18 protein-coding genes are annotated in these 18,367 nt (G+C 61.8%); 10 read left to right on the forward strand and 8 right to left on the reverse strand.

Annotated elements, in window-relative coordinates; translation table 11 throughout:
- Positions 1–22: 22 nt before the first annotated feature.
- Complete coding sequence (locus tag AC1D10_RS26740; RefSeq protein ID WP_379022846.1) at positions 23–544, reverse strand: single-stranded DNA-binding protein; 522 nt, start codon at positions 542–544, stop codon at positions 23–25.
- Positions 545–756: 212 nt separating this feature from the next.
- Here AC1D10_RS26740 and AC1D10_RS26745 point away from each other — a divergent pair, with 212 nt between their 5' ends.
- From AC1D10_RS26745 to AC1D10_RS26785, 9 genes are all read left to right on the forward strand, one after another.
- Positions 757–1,146 (forward strand): cupin domain-containing protein, encoded by a 390-nt coding sequence (locus AC1D10_RS26745; protein WP_477277201.1) that lies wholly within the window; start codon positions 757–759, stop codon positions 1,144–1,146.
- 43 nt (positions 1,147–1,189) lie between these two features.
- On the forward strand, positions 1,190–1,504 hold the full coding sequence (locus tag AC1D10_RS26750; protein WP_477277203.1) for an ArsR/SmtB family transcription factor: 315 nt from the start codon (positions 1,190–1,192) through the stop codon (positions 1,502–1,504).
- Between the two features lie 14 nt (positions 1,505–1,518).
- Positions 1,519–2,007 (forward strand): SRPBCC family protein, encoded by a 489-nt coding sequence (locus AC1D10_RS26755; protein ID WP_477277205.1) that lies wholly within the window; start codon positions 1,519–1,521, stop codon positions 2,005–2,007.
- Positions 2,008–2,033: 26 nt separating this feature from the next.
- On the forward strand, positions 2,034–2,639 hold the full coding sequence (locus tag AC1D10_RS26760; RefSeq protein WP_477277207.1) for an ATP-dependent Clp protease proteolytic subunit: 606 nt from the start codon (positions 2,034–2,036) through the stop codon (positions 2,637–2,639).
- A 191-nt stretch (positions 2,640–2,830) separates the two neighbouring features.
- Positions 2,831–3,133, forward strand: coding sequence for a hypothetical protein (locus AC1D10_RS26765; protein WP_477277209.1), 303 nt, complete (start codon positions 2,831–2,833; stop codon positions 3,131–3,133).
- Positions 3,134–3,826: 693 nt separating this feature from the next.
- On the forward strand, positions 3,827–6,748 hold the full coding sequence (uvrA, locus tag AC1D10_RS26770) for an excinuclease ABC subunit UvrA (RefSeq protein ID WP_477277211.1): 2,922 nt from the start codon (positions 3,827–3,829) through the stop codon (positions 6,746–6,748).
- A gap of 34 nt (positions 6,749–6,782) precedes the next feature.
- Positions 6,783–7,253 (forward strand): GNAT family N-acetyltransferase, encoded by a 471-nt coding sequence (locus AC1D10_RS26775; protein WP_477277213.1) that lies wholly within the window; start codon positions 6,783–6,785, stop codon positions 7,251–7,253.
- A 25-nt stretch (positions 7,254–7,278) separates the two neighbouring features.
- Entirely contained in the window at positions 7,279–8,085 is an 807-nt protein-coding gene (locus tag AC1D10_RS26780) for a DUF72 domain-containing protein (protein WP_477277215.1), read from the forward strand.
- Between the two features lie 180 nt (positions 8,086–8,265).
- Positions 8,266–9,414: a GGDEF domain-containing protein gene (locus AC1D10_RS26785; RefSeq protein WP_477277217.1), complete on the forward strand. Its 1,149-nt coding sequence runs from the start codon at positions 8,266–8,268 to the stop codon at positions 9,412–9,414.
- A gap of 33 nt (positions 9,415–9,447) precedes the next feature.
- On the opposite strand, the gene AC1D10_RS26790 is transcribed toward AC1D10_RS26785, so the two are convergent.
- The 6 genes from AC1D10_RS26790 to urtA all read right to left on the reverse strand — a co-directional run bounded on the left by AC1D10_RS26790 (position 9,448) and on the right by urtA (position 15,825).
- Entirely contained in the window at positions 9,448–9,624 is a 177-nt protein-coding gene (locus tag AC1D10_RS26790; RefSeq protein ID WP_477277219.1) for a hypothetical protein, read from the reverse strand.
- A 441-nt stretch (positions 9,625–10,065) separates the two neighbouring features.
- Positions 10,066–10,761, reverse strand: a complete 696-nt coding sequence (gene urtE / locus AC1D10_RS26795) for an urea ABC transporter ATP-binding subunit UrtE (RefSeq protein ID WP_056576776.1) — start codon at positions 10,759–10,761, stop codon at positions 10,066–10,068.
- Between the two features lie 69 nt (positions 10,762–10,830).
- Positions 10,831–11,577, reverse strand: coding sequence for an urea ABC transporter ATP-binding protein UrtD (urtD, locus tag AC1D10_RS26800; RefSeq protein ID WP_477277221.1), 747 nt, complete (start codon positions 11,575–11,577; stop codon positions 10,831–10,833).
- Positions 11,578–11,583: 6 nt separating this feature from the next.
- Positions 11,584–12,813 (reverse strand): urea ABC transporter permease subunit UrtC, encoded by a 1,230-nt coding sequence (gene urtC, locus AC1D10_RS26805; protein ID WP_477277223.1) that lies wholly within the window; start codon positions 12,811–12,813, stop codon positions 11,584–11,586.
- Complete coding sequence (gene urtB, locus AC1D10_RS26810; RefSeq protein ID WP_477277225.1) at positions 12,810–14,426, reverse strand: urea ABC transporter permease subunit UrtB; 1,617 nt, start codon at positions 14,424–14,426, stop codon at positions 12,810–12,812. The genes urtC and urtB overlap by 4 nt, the downstream gene beginning before the upstream one ends.
- Before the next feature lie 118 nt (positions 14,427–14,544).
- The gene (urtA, locus tag AC1D10_RS26815) at positions 14,545–15,825 is read right to left on the reverse strand and encodes an urea ABC transporter substrate-binding protein (RefSeq protein ID WP_477277392.1); all 1,281 of its coding nucleotides are present in this window, start codon (positions 15,823–15,825) and stop codon (positions 14,545–14,547) included.
- A gap of 354 nt (positions 15,826–16,179) precedes the next feature.
- Here urtA and AC1D10_RS26820 point away from each other — a divergent pair, with 354 nt between their 5' ends.
- Positions 16,180–16,587 carry a hypothetical protein gene (locus AC1D10_RS26820; RefSeq protein ID WP_477277227.1) on the forward strand — a complete coding sequence of 136 codons (408 nt, stop codon included), beginning with the start codon at positions 16,180–16,182 and terminating at the stop codon, positions 16,585–16,587.
- 202 nt (positions 16,588–16,789) lie between these two features.
- Here AC1D10_RS26820 and AC1D10_RS26825 read toward each other — a convergent pair whose 3' ends face one another.
- The gene (locus tag AC1D10_RS26825) at positions 16,790–18,361 is read right to left on the reverse strand and encodes a GMC family oxidoreductase (protein WP_477277229.1); all 1,572 of its coding nucleotides are present in this window, start codon (positions 18,359–18,361) and stop codon (positions 16,790–16,792) included.
- Positions 18,362–18,367: the final 6 nt, after the last annotated feature.

Below are 18,367 nucleotides of genomic sequence, written 5' to 3' on the forward strand. Positions count from 1 at the left end.
CGCCTCTCCGGGTTGATTGTCCTCAGAACGGGATTTCGTCGTCCAGCTCGCGCGACGAACCGCCGCCACCGCCGCTCTTGGCACCGCCGCCGCCACGATTGAAGCCTTCGCTCGGGCTGGACTGGCCGAAATCGGAACCGCGGCTGCTGCCGCCACCGGCATAGCCGCCGACCTGACCGCCCTCGCCCTGTCCGCGCGCATCGAGCATCTGCAGCTCGCCGCGGAATTTCTGCAGCACGACCTCCGTCGTATACTTGTCGTTACCGGTCTGGTCCTGCCATTTGCGCGTCTGCAACTGGCCTTCGACATAGACCTTCATCCCCTTCTTCAGATACTGCTCGGCCACCTTGGCGAGCTGGTCGTTGAAGATGACGACGTTGTGCCACTCGGTCTTTTCCTTGCGCTCGCCGGAATTCTTGTCGCGCCAGCTTTCCGACGTCGCAATGCGGATGTTGACGACCGGCTCGCCCGAGTTCAGGCGACGGATTTCGGGGTCCGCACCGAGGTTGCCGACCAGAATGACCTTGTTGACGCTACCCGCCATGATACTTCTCCGCGCTCATCCGAAACAAATTTTTGTCGCAGCACCTTACAGGCTGCGGACAATCGCCGCCTGCTATGGCTGCCTTTTCCCACAAGGTTTTTGTTCCCTTTTCGTTCTACGATGCAGGCGACGTTCTGTCAATGTTTGTCAGTAAGATGTAGTGTTCTGGTCCGAAATTTCCATGAAATCGGGAATGGGTCGGGCGCGATCAAATGAAGTCCGTCGCACATAAGGACCAGCAGCGCGAGCAATGGCGAGCAGGTGTGGAGACCCGTATGCATGTGTCGGCCATCAATGGTGCATCGCAACTTTGCATATTTGAGCAGTGGGTCGAACCCATGCTCGGCGCTCCAACGCATTGGCATCCCGTCGAAGAAGTGCTGACCGTTATCGCCGGCAGGGCCGAGATGTGGATCGACGATGAGCACAACGTCCTGACATCAGGCCAGTCGCTTGTCGTTCCCGCGAGCGGGAAACACGGGTTCAAGAACGTCGGCACCGGAACGCTTCACATCCACGCCGTGCTTGCGTCGCCAATCTTCGAGGCGACGTTTGATGGGCCTGCCGGGGTAGTGAGGCGCTGGCTTCCGACAATCTCGTAAAACAGTGCTTGCCAAATCAATAAGTATCGACTTATGCTTTTGTATGATCGAAGCAGAGATTTTCCGCGCCCTTGCCGACCCAACGCGCCGAGCCGTCTTTGAGCAGCTCGCCGTTGGCGAGATGAGCGTCTCGGAACTGCGCAGCGGCATGACGGTGTCGCAACCGGCCGTTTCGCAGCATCTGGCCGTGCTGCGCGGCGCCGGCCTGGTGGTCGAGCGGCGGGCCGGCCGCAACGCCTATTACCGCGCCGATCCGCAAGGGCTTGCCCCCTTGCTTTCCTGGATCGAACGCTACCGGACCTTCTGGCCGGAGCGCATCGAAAGGCTGAAGGCGGTTTTGAAGGACATGGATCAATGAAGAACATGGGATCAATGACAGGCCAAAGCCACGCGGACTCCGAGGTAGCACCTGATGCGGTCGAGTTTGAGTGCGACCTGCCGGAACCGCCGGAAAAGGTGTGGCGGGCGCTGACCGTGCCGGAGCTGCTCGCCGCCTGGATGATGCCGAACGACATCAAGCCTGAGACCGGCAGCCGTTTTGCCTTTGCCGGACCGGAGGCAGCGATCGAATGCGAAATCCTCGACGCCGAACCCGAACGGTTGTTGCGCTATTCCTGGCGCGAGCGGCCGCAGCCAGGCGATAGCGCGCGGCAAGATCCGCTCGACAGCACAGTCACCTTCACACTCGCCCGCACCCTCTCGGGCGGCACGCATCTGCGCATCGTCCATGGCGGCTTTGCCCGAACGGCGATGCCCGCGGTCGCCATGGCGGGCATCGGCTGCAGGCTTTCGCTCGGCGCAAACAGGCCACGAAAGCCAATCGCCGCGAACACGCCTCGCCTTTTGCTGCGTGCGGCCTGAGCGAACAGCAGCTACGGAGACAGACAATGAGCGGCCTTGCCAATCTGGTGCCGATGGTGATCGAGCAATCGAGCCGTGGCGAACGCGCCTTCGACATTTTCTCGCGGCTGCTGCGCGAGCGCATCGTCTTCATCAACGGTGAGATCAACGACGACATCTCGGCGCTGGTCTGCGCCCAGCTGCTGTCGCTGGAATCCGACAATCCCGACAAGGAGATTTCGCTCTACATCAACTCGCCCGGCGGCGTGGTGACCAGCGGCTTCGCCATCTACGACACGATGCAATACATCAGCTGCCCGGTGTCGACGGTGTGCATGGGCTTTGCCGCCTCGATGGCCTCGTTCCTGTTGATGGCAGGCACGCCGGGACGTCGCATCTCCCTGCCGAACGCCACCATCCTGCTGCATCAACCGCTGGGTGGATTCCAGGGCCAGGCCTCCGACATCCAGCGCCATGCCGAGCGCATCGGCCGGACAAAGCGGCAGATGGCCGAACTCTATGCGCAGCATTGTGGCCGCACCTATGAGGAGGTCGAACGCACATTGGACCGCGACCACTTCATGACGGCCCGCGAGGCCCAGGCCTGGGGCATTGTCGACCACGTTTTCGATACGCGCAAACGGGCCGCGTGAGGCCAATGCATGTCGCCCAAAAGTGGTCTGTGTTTTGGGCGAACGACATGCGTAAAAACAGACGCCGAATGCGCATCGCCTGAAACCGATCAATCGTGATGCGCTTTAGGCGAGATCTGATTCCTGCCGGCTGTCGAAGATTTGACGATGCCGGTCTGGTCCCTTTGGCGGCACGTCACTATGATTGAGCGATGACCGACACGCATTCGTCCAGAACATTGCACCGCAGGATCGCCGTTGTCGTGGTCGCTGTTGCCGGCCTTATGGACGGCACGGCCTTTGCCGGCGACAGTTCGCCGCCGGCGCAGAAAGGCGCCCTGCCTGGCGTGACCGGGGACTATCGCATCGCCAAGCCGGCTCCCGAGCCCGAACCCGACGACGCATTCCCCAGCAAGGGGAACGGCCAGTTCAAGATCGGCAACACGGATGTCAGGATTTCCGGCAGCATCACCGTTGATGTCGGCGCCGGCGCAATCAAGCCGCCACGCAATTGATACCGAGTGGCGGCGTACCGCGCCGCACACAAAAACAGCCCCGCCGTGCTTTGCGCAAACGGACGGGGCTTTTTTGGATCTCAAATCCAATTTTGCCGGGAGTGTACTGCCGGCGTTTGATTTCGGATGCACCGCGGCGTCAGCCGACGATCCGACTAGCAGTCTCTGATTTTTGTGGGATATGGCAGGTCACGGTTTGCCGGGTGGCGAAAACGCTGAACCCTGGCACTTATGCCTGCCGCGGCTCCAGTGACAACTGGAACCCGAGGGGACGATCCGGTGGCGTCATGGCTCCACTCCCTTGTCCGTTGCGACGTGTCGTCCCGAAGCACAAATCGCGAATGCCTGCGGCGTCTCGCAGGCCGCCTCTGGCGGCGAGGCCATCGAAAGACGGCCGGCTTCGTTTGACGCCCGGAGACTGCGCCCGTGAGTCGGTGGCGTCAACCATCAATAGCCGGTTACCGAAAAATGTGATCGCAGGGAGGTTACGTCCACGTCAGTTCTTGCACAGCTTTTGTCAGGAGCGTGTTCGGCCTTTGTTCTTTCCGCTTGCCCGTTCACGCGAAAGACGGTTAAACGCTTTTGTCGGGAATTGTGGCGTCTCTCGACGTGGCGGCAATAATACCTACATAGGGGATGGCCGGGAAAACCCGCCATTCCAGGCAATTCCAGATTCTGAGGCGGCGACCGGCGATGGCCGACCATAAATATCTTTCCATTCGCGGGGCGCGCGAACACAATTTGAAGAATGTCGATCTCGACCTGCCGCGTGACAGCCTGATCGTCATGACCGGCCTGTCTGGTTCCGGCAAATCGTCACTTGCCTTCGACACCATCTATGCCGAAGGCCAGCGCCGCTACGTCGAAAGCCTGTCTGCCTATGCGCGGCAATTCCTCGAAATGATGCAGAAGCCGGACGTCGACCAGATCGACGGTCTGTCGCCTGCCATCTCGATCGAGCAGAAGACGACTTCGAAGAACCCGCGTTCGACGGTCGGCACCGTCACCGAGATCTACGACTACATGCGGCTTCTGTTCGCGCGCGTCGGTATCCCCTATTCGCCGGCCACCGGCCTGCCGATCGAAAGCCAGACGGTCAGCCAAATGGTTGACCGTGTGCTGGCGGTCGAAGAAGGCACCCGCCTGTTCATCCTCGCGCCGATGGTGCGCGGCCGCAAAGGCGAATACCGCAAGGAATTGCTGGAGCTGCAGAAGAAGGGCTTTCAGCGCGTCAAGGTCGACGGCGTCTTCTATGAAATCGCCGACGTGCCGGCGCTGGACAAGAAGTACAAGCATGACCTCGACGTCGTTGTCGACCGCATCGTCGTGCGCGGCGATCTCGCCACCCGGCTTGCCGACTCCATCGAGACCGCGCTGAAACTGGCTGACGGGCTGGCGGTCGCCGAATTCGCCGACAAGCCGCTCGACGCCAGCCAGACCGGCGAGGACTCGGTCAACAAGTCGAAGAACGAGACGCATGAGCGCATCCTGTTCTCGGAAAAATTCGCGTGCCCGGTCTCGGGCTTCACCATTCCCGAGATCGAGCCAAGGCTGTTCTCGTTCAACAACCCGTTTGGCGCCTGCCCGACCTGCGACGGTCTCGGCAGCCAGCGCGCCATCGACGGCAATTTGATCGTGCCGGACGAAAACGTCTCGCTTCGCGACGGCGCCGTCAGCCCGTGGGCGAAGTCGACCTCGCCCTATTACGCGCAGACGCTGGAAGCGCTGGGCAAGGCCTATGGCTTCAAGCTCGGCGACAAATTCAAGGATCTGGCCGAAGAGGCAAAGGAAGCCATCCTGCGCGGCACCGGCGAGCGCGAGATCACGTTCCAGTATGATGACGGGTTGCGCTCCTACAAGACGACCAAGACCTTTGAAGGCGTCATCCCCAATCTCGAGCGCCGCTGGAAAGAGACCGAATCCGCCTGGATGCGCGAGGAGATCGAGCGCTTCATGTCGGCCACGCCATGCCCGGTCTGCAAGGGCTATCGGCTGAAGCCCGAGTCGCTGGCCGTGAAAATCGCGGGCAGGCACATCGGCGAAGTCACCGAGCTTTCCATCCGCAAGGCCGACCAGTGGTTCACCGACCTGCCGGCGTCGCTCAACGACAAGCAGAACGAGATCGCCGTGCGCGTGCTCAAGGAGATCCGCGAGCGGCTGCGCTTCCTCAACGATGTCGGGCTCGACTACCTGACGCTGTCGCGCAATTCCGGCACGCTGTCGGGCGGCGAGAGCCAGCGCATTCGGCTGGCCTCGCAGATCGGCTCCGGCCTCACCGGCGTGCTCTACGTGCTGGACGAGCCGTCGATCGGCCTGCATCAGCGCGACAATGCACGCCTGCTCGACACGTTGAAGCACCTGCGCGACATCGGCAACACGGTGATTGTCGTCGAGCATGACGAAGACGCCATCCTGCATGCCGACTATGTCGTCGACATGGGTCCGGCCGCCGGCATCCATGGCGGCGAGATCATCGCCCAAGGCACGCCACAGCAGGTGATGGCCAATCCCAATTCGATCACCGGCAAATATCTTTCGGGCGCGCTCGAAGTGGCGACACCCGGCGTGCGGCGCGAGCCGAAGAAGAACCGGCGGCTGAAGATCGTCGGCGCGCGCGGCAACAATCTGAAGAACGTCACTGCCGAAATCCCGCTCGGCACCTTCACCGCCGTAACCGGCGTGTCGGGCGGCGGCAAGTCGACCTTCCTGATCGAGACGCTGTTCAAGGCGGCGTCGCGCCGCATCATGGGTTCGCGCGAGCATCCGGCCGACCACGACCGCATCGAGGGTCTCGAATTCCTCGACAAGGTCATCGACATCGACCAGTCGCCGATCGGCAGGACCCCGCGTTCGAACCCGGCCACCTACACCGGCGCCTTCACACCGATCCGCGACTGGTTCGCCGGGCTGCCCGAGGCCAAGGCACGCGGCTACCAGCCCGGCCGCTTCTCCTTCAACGTCAAGGGGGGCCGCTGCGAAGCCTGCCAGGGCGACGGCGTCATCAAGATCGAGATGCACTTCCTGCCCGACGTCTACGTCACTTGCGACGTTTGCCACGGCAAGCGCTACAACCGCGAGACGCTCGACGTGCTGTTCAAGGGCAAATCGATCGCCGACGTGCTCGACATGACAGTCGAGGAAGGCGTCGATTTCTTCGCCGCCGTGCCCGGCGTGCGCGACAAGCTCGACACGCTGAAGCAGGTCGGCCTCGGCTATATCCATATCGGCCAGCAGGCGACGACGCTGTCGGGCGGCGAGGCGCAGCGCATCAAGCTGGCCAAGGAACTGTCGCGCAAGGCGACCGGCAAGACGCTCTACATCCTCGACGAGCCGACAACCGGCCTACACTTCCACGACGTCGCCAAGCTGCTGGAAGTGCTGCATGAACTGGTCGACCAGGGCAACACGGTGGTGGTCATCGAGCACAATCTCGAGGTGATCAAGACCGCCGACTGGGTGCTCGATCTCGGCCCCGAAGGCGGCGACGGCGGCGGCGAACTGGTCGCCTCCGGCACACCGGAAGCCATCGTGCGCGAAAAGCGCAGCTACACCGGCCAGTTCCTGAAAGAACTGCTGGAGCGACGCCCCGGAGGCAAGCGCGAAGCGGCGGAGTGAATGGGCAACCGGTGGGCGTTTGGAAGAGCTCTAAATGAAAATTAGAGAAGCGCGCCCCGAAGATCTCGCCGCAATCGCTTCGCTGACGGAAGCCGCCTATGCGACCTATACCGCACTGTTCGGCGCACCGCCGATTCCGGTCACGGAGGATTACGCGCCGAGGGTCGAACGCGGCGAGGTCTGGCTGCTGGAGAGCGACAGTAAGTTAGCCGGGCTGATCGTCATCGAGCGGCATGACGACCATGCGATGATCTTCTCCGTCGCTGTCGCGCCAGAATTTCAGGGCAAGGGCTTCGGCATCGTCCTGCTCAGACACGCCGATGAACAGACGCGGCTGTGGGGCCTGCCCGAGGTGCGGCTCTACACCAACGCCCGGATGGAGCGGAACATTGTGCTCTACACGGCCTATGGTTTTCGGGAAACGGGCCGCCGGCCCAATCCCTATCGGCCGGGATGGACGGTCGTCGACATGGCCAAGCCAGTGGCTGAGATCACGACGGCCTGATTTTCTGAACTTGGGAGGGATGACTATGAGCAAATCGGGAACAATCCGCTCCGGCATGGGCGGCTGGACGTTCGAGCCCTGGGATTCGTCCTTCTATCCCGAAAAGCTCTCCAAGGCCAAGCAACTGCAATACGCCAGCCGGCAGGTGCCGAGCATCGAGGTCAACGGCACCTATTATTCGAGCTTCAAGGAGCCGACCTTCGTCAAATGGGCGAGCGAAGCACCGGATGGTTTCGTCTACGCGCTGAAGGGCAACCGCTTCGTCACTAACCGGCGCGTGCTCGGCGAGGCCGGCGAATCGATGGTGCGTTTCCTCGGCTCCGGCGTGGCCGCACTCGGTGAAAAGCTCGGGCCGATCCTGTGGCAGTTCGCACCGACGAAAAAGTTCGATCCGGACGATTTCGAAGCCTTTCTCAAATTGCTGCCGGAAAAGCAGGACGGCGTTGCCCTGCGCCACGCGGTCGAGGTGCGCAACGACAGTTTCATCGTGCCGGAATTCGTCGCGCTGGTCCGCAAATACAAGGTGGCAATCGTCTATGCCGACCATGCAAAATATCCTGATATCGCCGACGTCACCGGCGATTTCATCTATGCGCGGCTGCAGACTGGCAGCGACGACAATGCCGACTGCTACACGCCCAAGGGCCTCGACGAATGGGCCGCGCGCGCCAGGACCTGGGCGGAGGGCAAGCAACCGGTCGACCTGCGGCGCGCGGACCCCAAGACGGACGCACCGGTCCAGCCACGCGACGTGTTCGTCTACTTCATCACCGAGGGCAAGGTGCGCGCGCCATTCGGAGCCATGGCGCTGATGAAGCGAGTGGCCGACTGAGAAGCGCCAGCACAAGACGTTTCACACGCCAGGCACGTCTCATACGCGTTTTGAGCGTAGCAAAGTGTCCAATCGTGGCAATTTCGGCGCCGTCGTAACCTTATCGATACCTCCTTGCTGCATGAATTCAGCTTGGCCAAGCCGCAGAGCTGGGATCGCCGCCGGCAAGGAACGAGGGGCATGTCGCTCGACTACACTTCACTTCTGCTGGCTGTCGGTTTTTCCGCCACCTGCCTGGGCCTGACACTGTTTGGGATGTGGCTGACCGCTCGCTCGGAGAAATTCCTGCTGACATGGGCGATCAGCCTGCTGTTGGTGGTCGGCGACATTTTTGCCTATGACGCCTATATCGACATGCCCGGGCGTCTGCTTGGTATCGCGACGCTTGCCCTGCTCCTGCTTGGTTTTTCGGCCATGCTGGGCGCTGCCTACCAGTTCAGGACCGGCGGTTCGCCGATCCCGAGAACGATGTTCGGCAGCATTTCGCTGGCCGTTGCACTGCCTCCCATGGCGCTTGGCTATGACGGTCTCGGCTTCATGTTCGAGAACCTGTTTGCCGCCTTGCTTCTGTTCGCAACGGCGCTCGAATACTGGAAGGGCCGCAACGAAGCCCCAGCGCTCACAATAGGCATCACCGCACTCTATTCGGCCACGGCCACGTCCTTCGCTCTCTGCGCCATGGTTCTCGCCTGGGACGGAAAGCTGATCCTTGGGCATGCGCCAAGCAATTGGGCCGAGGAGTTGAGCCTCATCATCGTCATCGCCAGCATGACCGGCATCGGAGCGCTGTCACTGGCGCTCAATCAGGGGCGTCTGGCCAGGCATCACCGCCACAACGCCCTGACCGATCCCTTGACCGGCCTGCTCAACCGCCGCGCCCTGTTCGACATGCACGGCAATGCACCGGTCGGCGCTTTCACCGCTGTTGTCGTCTTCGACCTCGACGGCTTCAAGGCCATCAACGACGAATTCGGTCACGCCGCTGGCGACGAGGTGCTGAGGGTATTCGCCAGGGAACTGGCCGGCAATCTTCGCCCGGCCGACGTCGCCGCACGTATGGGCGGCGAGGAGTTCGCACTGGTGCTGAAGCGGACATTGCCGGAAACGGTTGAGGCCACAGCCGAGGCCATACGGGCTGCCTTCGCCGCGTGCCGCATCGAAACCGAGACCGGCTCCCTGACATGCACGGTCAGCGCCGGATTTGCTTTCGGCACCAAGGATGGCCTCAGCTTCGACAAGGTGCTCAGCGCCGCCGACAAGGCGCTCTACGCCGCCAAGCGCGGCGGCCGCAACCGCGTCACCGCCTCGGCATTCCGGCGGGCGAGCTGACCACAACGATTGTTGGAACGGCGAACGCGGCTTCTATGCCGCCATGACGATTTCGTTGAAGGCATCGAGGTCGACATAGAAGACCTTGGTGATCTCCGCGATCAGTTCGTCGCGTTCGTATCCCTGGGACCTCAATATGTTGATGGCGGTGATGATATCGACGCGCTCGGTAAGCCGCCGTTTCTGGTAGTCCTCGACGTAACGTTCCATGGCTGTCCCTTAGCCTGTGTGCCCAAACGTGTTGAACGACGATCAGATCGCAGGAGGGAAGCTAGGAATGCTTGCTTGCGTGGAACTTGCCCGGCCTTCGCCGCGTCCCTCGATCTGCGATAACCAGACTGATACGGAAACGGCCGACTCACAAAAGCCAAGAAAAAGAGTAGCACGCAGCCGCCGGCGCGCCAGAGAGACACGGATGACTGGATCGGAGAAATATTGGGCTTGCGAAAGACTTCGGACCGTCACCTGAAGTCCAGCGCTGATTCTAGTGCATGTCGCCCAAAGTTCGCAGCGGTTTTGGGACAACGACATGCGAAAAAAAGACAGATCTAAGGCGCGTCTTTTGAATCCGTTTGGATGCGACGCGCTTAGAGCAATTCCAGGAAAAGTGTGAAACGGTTTTCCATCTGGAATTGCGTCAAGACAAAGATTCTACACGGTCAGGAATTTGCGGACATCGGCCCGGTCGAGATCTTCCGCCGGGCCGGTATGGACGATCAGGCCGCGGTCCATGATGTTGACCTCGTCGGCAAGCTCGCGGCAGAAATCGAGATATTGTTCGACCAAAAGCACGGCGATGCCGGCTTGGTCGCGCAGATAGCGAATGGCGCGGCCGATATCCTTGATGATCGATGGCTGGATGCCTTCGGTGGGTTCGTCGAGCACTAGGAGCTTCGGCCGCATCACCAGAGCCCTGCCGATGGCGAGTTGCTGCTGCTGACCGCCGGACAGGTCACCGCCACGACGGCCGAGCATCTGCTTGAGCACCGGAAACAGCTCGAAGACGTGGGCGGGCACGTTGCGGTCGGCGCGCTTCAGTGGCGCGAAGCCCGATTCGAGGTTCTCCCGCACCGTGAGCAGCGGAAAGATCTCCCTGCCCTGCGGTACGAATGCGATGCCCGACCGGGCGCGGTCATACGCCGCGCTCCGGTCGAGCGCCTTCCCCTCGAAGGCAACGCTTCCGCTCGTCAGCCGGTGATGGCCGACGATCGATCTCATCAAACTGGTCTTGCCTACGCCGTTGCGGCCGAGCACGCAGGTGATCTTGCCGGCGCCGGCCTTCAGCGACACGCCGCGCAATGCCTGGGCGGCGCCGTAGTGGAGCGTGGCGTTCGAAACTTCGAGCATGTCAGCGCCTTCTCCAGAACCTGAGGAAGGACAGATCGAAGCGATGGAATTGAACGCGCCAGACCATGCTCATCTCCCCAGATAGACTTCGACGACGCGTTCGTCGGCCGACACGAAGTCGAGCGTGCCTTCGGAGAGCACCGAGCCCTCATGCAGGCAGGTGACCTTGACGCCGAGCTCGCGCACGAAATGCATGTCGTGCTCGACGACGATGACCGAATGGTCGCGCGCAATCTCCTTGAGCAGCCGCGCGGTTTCCTCGGTCTCCGCGTCGGTCATACCGGCGACCGGCTCGTCGACCAGCAGCAGCTTCGGATCCTGTGCCAGAAGCATGCCGATCTCCAGCCACTGCTTCTGTCCATGGCTCAAATTCGCCGCCAGTTGGTCGCGTTTGTCACCAAGCCGGATGATGCCGAGAATGTCGTCGATCTGCCGCGCTTCGCCGGCTGAGCGGCGATGGAACAGCGCCGGGAAGATCGAGCGCGGCCCCTTCAGCGCCAGCATCAGATTTTCCTCGATCGTGTGGCTTTCGAAGACGGTCGGCTTCTGGAATTTGCGGCCGATGCCCATCATGGCGATCTCGGCTTCATCATGCTTGGTCAGATCGACCTGGCCGTCGAAGAACACCTCGCCCTCGTCGGGCCGAGTCTTGCCGGTGACGATGTCCATCATCGTCGTCTTGCCGGCGCCATTGGGGCCAATGATGGCGCGCATCTCGCCCTTGTCGAGCACCAGCGACAGGTTGTTGATGGCGCGAAAACCGTCGAAGGAAACCGAGACGCCGTCGAGATAGAGGATCGTGTGCGACTTGCTCATGACCCCTCACTCCGCCGGCTGTGGTTCGGGGCTGGACGACCAGTCGCCCGGCTTTGTCGCCGCGCTGCGAACGATCTTCTGCGGCGGCGGCAGATCAGGATCGGTGCCGGATTCCTCGGCAATCGAGGCCGCACGCAACGCCCTGGCGTTGCCGCGCCAGGAATCCCACATGCCGACGATGCCCTTGGGCAGCAAAAGCGTGACGGCGACGAACAGGCCGCCGAGCGCAAACAGCCAGAATTCCGGCAACACGCCGGTGAACCAGGACTTTCCCGCATTGACCAGCAGAGCGCCGATGATCGGGCCAACGATGGTGCCGCGCCCACCGACGGCCGCCCAGATCACCACCTCGATCGAATTGGACGGTTCGAATTCGCCGGGATTGATGATGCCGACCTGCGGTACATAGAGGGCGCCGGCGATCCCGGCCATCACCGCCGAGATGGTGAAGGCGAACAGTTTTACATTTTCCGCCCGCCAGCCGAGGAAGCGGGTGCGGCTCTCGGCGTCACGCACGGCCATTAACAGCTTGCCGTATTTGGAACCGACGATCGCCCAGGTGACGAACACGGCGAGCGCGAGCGTCACCGCGCTGGCGGCGAAGAGCGCCGAACGCGTTGCATCGGCCTGCACGTTGAAGCCGAGAATATCCTTGAAATCGGTCAGGCCGTTGTTGCCGCCAAAACCCATGTCGTTGCGGAAGAAGGCGAGCAGCAGCGCATAGGTCATCGCCTGGGTGATGATCGAGAGATAGACGCCGGTGACACGGCTGCGGAAGGCGAACCAGCCGAAGACGAAGGCAAGCAGGCCGGGCACCGTGAGCACCATGAGACCTGCGAACCAGAAATGGTCGAAACCATACCAGAACCAGGGCAATTCCTTGTAGTTCAGGAACACCATGAAGTCCGGCAGGATGGGATTGCCATAGACGCCGCGCGAGCCGATCTGGCGCATCAGATACATGCCCATCGCATAGCCGCCGAGAGCGAAGAAGGCGCCGTGGCCGAGCGAAAGGATGCCGCAATAGCCCCAGACAAGGTCGAGCGCGAGCGCAAGCAGCGCATAGCAGAGATACTTGCCGGTCAGCGCCACGATGTAGGACGGCACGTAGAATGCACTGGTCGGCGACACAGCCAGGTTGAGCAGCGGCACGATGATGGCCACCGCCAGCAGGGTGAGAATCGTGATGGCGATGCGGCGGTCCGCGCCCGCGGCGAAGAAGCGTCCGGTGATCATGCTTCCACCGCCCTGCCCTTGAGCGCGAACAGGCCGCGCGGGCGCTTCTGGATGAACAGGATGATCAGCACAAGCACGACGATCTTGCCGAGTACGGCGCCTGCATAGGGTTCGAGGAACTTGTTGACGATGCCGAGCGCGAAGGCGCCGACCAGCGTGCCCCACAGATTGCCGACGCCGCCGAAGACGACGACCATGAAGCTGTCGATGATGTAGCCGCGGCCGAGATTGGGCGAGACATTGTCGATCTGGCTGAGCGCGACACCCGCGATACCGGCAATGCCCGAACCCAGCGCGAAGGTCAGCGCGTCGACCCAAGGCGTCCTGATGCCCATCGAGGCGGCCATGCGCCGGTTGGCGGTGACGGCGCGCATCTGCAGGCCCCAGGACGTGCGCTTCATCACATAGAGCAGCACGGCGAAGACGGTGAGCGCGAAAACCAGGATCCACAGACGGTTCCAGGTGATTGCGAGCTGACCGATATTGAACGAGCCCGACATCCAGGAGGGATTGCCCACTTCCTGATTGGTCGGTCCGAAGATTGAGCGCACGGCCTGCTGCAGGATCAGCGAGACGCCCCATGTCGCCAGCAATGTCTCCAGCGGCCGCCCGTAGAGGAAGCGGATGACGCCGCGCTCGATGGCCAGGCCGACAAGCGCTGCGACGAGAAAGGCGAGCGGCAGCGCGATCACCAGCGACCAGTCGAACAGGCCGGGAAAGGATGTCCGGATCACCTGTTGTACGACAAAGGTCGTGTAGGCGCCGAGCATGACCATCTCGCCATGCGCCATGTTGATGACGCCCATGACGCCGAAGGTGATGGCAAGCCCGATCGCCGCCAGCAGCAGCACCGATCCCAGCGAAATGCCGTACCAGATGTTCTGGCCGGCATCCCAGAATGCCAGCGTCGAATTGATGTTACGAATAGCCGCCGTCGCCGCGTCCTTGACCGCGCCTGAAGAATTCGCCTCGACCGAGGTAAGCAGCGAAACCGCATCGCGGTCGCCACGCGCACCGATCAGAGCGACGGCGGCAAGCTTGTCTGCATCCGGACGATCCGAGACAAGAACCGAAGCGGCGCGGGCCTGTTCGAGCAGGGCCTTGACACTCGCGACCGTCTCACTGGCGATCGCCGTATCGAGCGGTCCGATGTTTGCGGCGTCGGGTGTCTTGAACATGGTGTCGGCGGCGGCGATGCGCACGGCCGGATCCTTGGCGCCGAGCGTCAGCGTGCCCAGCGCATCGCGGATGGCGCGGCGCAGCGTGTTGTTGACCTTGATCTTGGTGATGTCGTCCTTGGCAGCATCCGCCGACTTTTCACCGCTCAGCGGGTCGAGCAGCTCAACGCCGTCGCCGACTTCCTTGCCGACGAAAACCAGCGAATCGGCTTTGCGGATATAGAGGTTGCCGTCGGCGAGTGCCGCAAGTGGCTGTTCGACAGCCGGATCACCTGTAGCCGCCAGCTCGTGAACGACAGCCCCCGTCTCCGAAAAACCCTTGGCTGTCGCGAATTTGGCGATGATGGTGCGCAGCTCGGCTTCGCCAGCACCCGACGACGACAAAGTCGCCAGCAGGAACAACAGCGTCAGGCCAATCGCGCGGAACAGGTTCATCGGCTTCAGGCGACCTTTGAAGGTTGAATTGGGCGTCCGGACGGCGGAGGAAACCGTCCGGACGCTGGCGGTCCTAGGTCATGGGCCTACGGTCCAGACCTGGTCAGACCTGGGAGGATCAGTTTGTGCCCTTGCCGCCGCATTTGCCGGTAGCGACATTGAAGTTGCCGCACGACAGAGGCGCGCGCCAATCGGAGATCAGGTCCTTGGAGTCAGGCAGGTAGTCGGACCATTCGTCGCCCATCACCAGGCCTGGCGTGCGCGAAACCGTCTCGAACTGGCCGTCGGCCTGGATTTCACCGATCAGCACCGGCTTGGTGATGTGATGGTTCGGCATCATCGTCGAATAGCCGCCGGTCAGGTTCGGCACCGAAACGCCGATCATGGCGTCGATGACCTTGTCCGGATCGGTGGTGCCGGCCTTCTCGACCGCCTTCACCCACATGTTGAAGCCGATGTAGTGGGCTTCCATCGGGTCGTTGGTGGTGCGCTTGTCGTTCTTGATGAACTTGTGCCAGTCGGCGATGAACTTCTTGTTCTCGGGCGTATCGACGCTTTCAAAGTAGTTCCAGGCGGCGAGATGGCCGACCAGCGGCGCGGTGTCGAGACCGGCAAGCTCTTCCTCGCCGACCGAGAAGGCCATGACCGGAATGTCCTCGGCCTTGATGCCCTGGTTGCCGAGTTCCTTGTAGAACGGCACGTTGGCGTCGCCGTTGACGGTCGACACAACGGCGGTCTTCTTGCCGGCCGAACCGAACTTCTTGATTGCGGAAACTTCGGTCTGCCAGTCGGAGAAGCCGAACGGCGTGTAGTTGACCATGATGTCTTCCGCCGCGACGCCCTTGGCCTTCAGATAGGCCTCGAGGATCTTGTTGGTGGTGCGCGGATAGACGTAGTCGGTACCTTCGAGCACCCAGCGCTTCACCGAACCGCCGTCTTCGCTCATCAGATAGTCGACGGCCGGAATGGCCTGCTGGTTTGGCGCGGCACCCGTATAGAATACGTTCCGCTCGCTTTCCTCGCCCTCATACTGGACCGGGTAGAACAGGATATTGTCGAGCTCGCTGAAGACCGGCAGCACCGATTTGCGCGACACCGAGGTCCAGCAGCCGAACACCGCGGCGACCTTGTCCTTGGAGATCAGCTCGCGCGCCTTCTCGGCGAACAGCGGCCAGTTGGAAGCCGGATCGACGACCACGGCTTCGAGCTTCTTGCCGAGCAGGCCGCCCTTGGCATTCTGCTCGTCGATGAGCATCAGCATGGCGTCCTTCAGCGTCGTCTCCGAAATCGCCATGGTCCCCGACAGCGAATGGAGAATGCCGACCTTGATCGTGTCGTCAGCCGCCCTGGCGGGTGCCGACATCAACAGGCCGGCAGCGACGACGCTTGCCGAAAACATTTTTGTAAACATTTTTGTTATTGTCGAGAAATTACCCCTCATGCCTAACACTCCAAGCTGGTTGATTGCACCGCAACACTACGATGCAACCGCCATGCCAATCGCCGAGATGATGCCGGTAAAAGGGGAATAACGACACATTATCAGTCGCTTATTATATTGGCCTTATGGAAACAACGAGGGTCGGTTAAAAATTGATTGAGAGAAATTTGCGCAGTGCACAAGGCTTTTGCCTAATTTTCGCCCAAATTGGCAAAATGCCTAGTTTTTGACCTTCGCCGGAGGATCGCATACGACAAATGTTGCGGCTCGGCGCAAAAATAGGGCAAGCTCGCCCCTCAACAGAGCGACGTCATGGCATCAGGCATTTCACGCATTTTTGTCGGCATATTGGTTCTGGCGGCAGCCACCGGTGCCGGGCGAGCCGACTTCAGCGACGGCAAGATGCCCGACGGCATCTACCACTGCGAAGTGTACCTGCTTGGCATGTTTCTCAACCTCGGCGACATCACCATCAAGGGAAATGTCTACAGCGGCCCGGTCACCTTCGGGACCGCCCAGCAGGGCTACAATTATCAGATGGATGCAAATGGCGTGATCTCCTGGCTGGGGCCGCTCGGCGGCTATACCGCCGGCGGCAACTCGCTGTCGCTGACCCAGGCAACGCTGGACGGCGAAACCGCGCCCTCCTTTGACATCATCATGAAGCAGCCCGACGGCGCCTTCACCGCCTCGACCTGCACAAAGGGAGCCGGCCAGTAGGCCATCCCGGGGCAACAGAAGCCGCCTCGGCAGTCTGCCAGTCTTTCCATGTCATCTGGATGTTGCCGCAAGGACGGGCAGCCGTTCAGCGCCTGGTCATTCCGGTCCACAAAAAAGCGGAACGCGTTACGCGTTCCGCTTGACGGTCCGGGAGGACTGAAGCTTGGCACCGCCCCGCTGACCGGGGCAATGTCTTGACGGCTCAGATCGTCTTGGCCGACATTTGCGTAGCGATGTAGTCGGCCTGGCGGATCGCCAGCGACACGATCGTCAGGGTCGGGTTTTCCGCGGCACCCGTCGTGAACTGGCTGCCGTCCGACACGAACAGGTTCTTGATGTCGTGCGTCTGGCCGTGTTTGTTGACGACGCCGTCGGCCGCCTTCCCGCTCATCCGGTTGGTGCCGAGATTGTGGGTCGACGGATAGGGCGGCGTCGGGAAGGTGCGCGTGGCGCCGACCGCCGCGTAAAGCGCCACGGCCTGCTTGTAGGCATGGTTGCGCATCGCGCTGTCGTTCGGATGATCGTCGAAATGCACATCGGCGATCGGCATGCCGTGCTCGTCCTTCATGTCGGCATGCAGCGTGACGCGGTTCTCCGCACGCGGCATGTCCTCGCCGACGATCCACAGGCCGGCCATATGGTCGTAGTGGTCCAGCGCCGTGGTGAACGAACGTCCCCAGGCCCCCGGATCGAGGAAGGCCGCCATGAACGGCAGGCCCAGCGACAGCGTCTCGAACTCGTAGCCACCGACAAAACCGCGTGACGGATCATGGCGCGCCTCGTCGCGGATGATGCCGGCCATGGTGGTGCCGCGATACATGTGCACCGGCTTGTCGAAGATGGCATAGACCGAGCCCGTGGTGTGTCGCATGTAGTTCTTGCCCACCTGCCCCGACGAGTTGGCAAGGCCGTCGGGGAATTTGCCAGATGCCGAATTGAGCAGCAGCCGCGGGCTTTCGATCGAGTTGCCGGCGACGGCGACGATGCGGGCCTTCTGTTCCTGCAGCTTGCCGTCCTTGTCGGCGTAGACGACGCCGGTCACCTTGCCCGAGGCATCGTGGTTGATCTTGATCGCCATGGCGTTCGGCCTGACCTCGAGATGGCCTGTCGCCTCACCCTTGGGGATCTCGGTGTAGAGCGTCGACCATTTGGCGCCCCATTTGCAGCCCTGGAAGCAGAAGCCGGTTTGCTGGCAGGACATGCGGTCGTCGCGCTCGACCGAGTTGATGGCCATGTTGCCGGTGTGGCATTCCTTGTAGCCGAGCTTGTCGGCGCCGGCCTTCAACACCTTGAAATTGTTGTTGCCCGGCAATCTCGGCCAGTCATTGGTGCCGGTGACGCCCATCTTGGCTTCGGCCTTGGCATAGTAGGGCTCCATCTCGGCCAGCGTGATCGGCCAGTCGAGGAGATTGGCGCCTTCCAGTTTGCCGTAGGTCGAAAGCGTCTTGAACTCGTGTTCCTGGAAACGCAGCGACGCTCCCGCCCAGTGGGTCGTCGAACCGCCGACCGACTTGACGATCCAGGCCGGCAGATTCGGAAAATCCTTGGCCACACGCCAGTCGCCGGAGGTGGTGCGCTTGTCCTTCCAGGCGAGTTGGGTGAACGAATCCCACTCGTCGTTGATGAAGTCCTCATATTCGTGACGCGCGCCGGCTTCCAGGATGACGACGTCGACCCCCTTCTGGGCAAGTTCGTTGCCGAGCGTGCCGCCGCCGGCGCCCGAGCCGATGATGACGACCACACCGTCGTTGTTCAGATCAAATGCTGCAGCCATGGTTTC

The organism is Mesorhizobium sp. P2_A8, from assembly GCF_056404935.1.

Bases quoted from the DNA above. Each gene is read 5' to 3' on its own strand.
- AC1D10_RS26740 (WP_379022846.1), bottom strand. From the start codon at position 544: ATGGCGGGTAGCGTCAACAAGGTCATTCTGGTCGGCAACCTCGGTGCG.
- AC1D10_RS26745 (WP_477277201.1), top strand. From the start codon at position 757: ATGAAGTCCGTCGCACATAAGGACCAGCAGCGCGAGCAATGGCGAGCA.
- AC1D10_RS26750 (WP_477277203.1), top strand. From the start codon at position 1,190: ATGATCGAAGCAGAGATTTTCCGCGCCCTTGCCGACCCAACGCGCCGA.
- AC1D10_RS26755 (WP_477277205.1), top strand. From the start codon at position 1,519: ATGACAGGCCAAAGCCACGCGGACTCCGAGGTAGCACCTGATGCGGTC.
- AC1D10_RS26760 (WP_477277207.1), top strand. From the start codon at position 2,034: ATGAGCGGCCTTGCCAATCTGGTGCCGATGGTGATCGAGCAATCGAGC.
- AC1D10_RS26765 (WP_477277209.1), top strand. From the start codon at position 2,831: ATGACCGACACGCATTCGTCCAGAACATTGCACCGCAGGATCGCCGTT.
- uvrA (WP_477277211.1), top strand. From the start codon at position 3,827: ATGGCCGACCATAAATATCTTTCCATTCGCGGGGCGCGCGAACACAAT.
- AC1D10_RS26775 (WP_477277213.1), top strand. From the start codon at position 6,783: ATGAAAATTAGAGAAGCGCGCCCCGAAGATCTCGCCGCAATCGCTTCG.
- AC1D10_RS26780 (WP_477277215.1), top strand. From the start codon at position 7,279: ATGAGCAAATCGGGAACAATCCGCTCCGGCATGGGCGGCTGGACGTTC.
- AC1D10_RS26785 (WP_477277217.1), top strand. From the start codon at position 8,266: ATGTCGCTCGACTACACTTCACTTCTGCTGGCTGTCGGTTTTTCCGCC.
- AC1D10_RS26790 (WP_477277219.1), bottom strand. From the start codon at position 9,624: ATGGAACGTTACGTCGAGGACTACCAGAAACGGCGGCTTACCGAGCGC.
- urtE (WP_056576776.1), bottom strand. From the start codon at position 10,761: ATGCTCGAAGTTTCGAACGCCACGCTCCACTACGGCGCCGCCCAGGCA.
- urtD (WP_477277221.1), bottom strand. From the start codon at position 11,577: ATGAGCAAGTCGCACACGATCCTCTATCTCGACGGCGTCTCGGTTTCC.
- urtC (WP_477277223.1), bottom strand. From the start codon at position 12,813: ATGATCACCGGACGCTTCTTCGCCGCGGGCGCGGACCGCCGCATCGCC.
- urtB (WP_477277225.1), bottom strand. From the start codon at position 14,426: ATGAACCTGTTCCGCGCGATTGGCCTGACGCTGTTGTTCCTGCTGGCG.
- urtA (WP_477277392.1), bottom strand. From the start codon at position 15,825: ATGTTTTCGGCAAGCGTCGTCGCTGCCGGCCTGTTGATGTCGGCACCC.
- AC1D10_RS26820 (WP_477277227.1), top strand. From the start codon at position 16,180: ATGGCATCAGGCATTTCACGCATTTTTGTCGGCATATTGGTTCTGGCG.
- AC1D10_RS26825 (WP_477277229.1), bottom strand. From the start codon at position 18,361: ATGGCTGCAGCATTTGATCTGAACAACGACGGTGTGGTCGTCATCATC.